The sequence below is a fragment of the Pseudoalteromonas sp. Angola-4 genome (assembly GCF_028599265.1).
Lineage (GTDB): Bacteria > Pseudomonadota > Gammaproteobacteria > Enterobacterales > Alteromonadaceae > Pseudoalteromonas > Pseudoalteromonas atlantica.
In genome coordinates this window covers 1-291 of the sequence record NZ_JAQREK010000119.1, presented here as the reverse complement: position 1 = coordinate 291, position 291 = coordinate 1, and the positions used below count along the sequence as shown (strand labels likewise).

Genomic DNA, 291 nt, shown 5'->3' with positions numbered 1-291 from the left:
AGCTAACTTGTACTAATTACCCGTGAGGCTTAACCATACAACGCCAAACGCGTTTTGTGACAGAAACAAGCGACAGAAGTTAATAGCTAAAGTAGATAAATACTTAGACTTAAAAAATATTATCAGAATTTTCCAAATTTAGTTGGTACGTGAAAACGGACTGACACCTAATTTGCTTGGTAACCATAGCGTTTTGGACCCACCTGACCCCATGCCGAACTCAGTAGTGAAACGAAACAGCGCCGATGATAGTGTAGCATTTGCTATGTGAAAGTAGGACATTGCCAGGCT

General features: G+C 40.5%; 1 rRNA gene. It reads left to right on the top strand.

Annotated features, from left to right (window positions below):
* Window positions 1–175 precede the first annotated feature (175 nt).
* Window positions 176–290, top strand: a 5S ribosomal RNA gene (rrf, locus tag PSH48_RS21090).
* Window position 291: the final 1 nt, after the last annotated feature.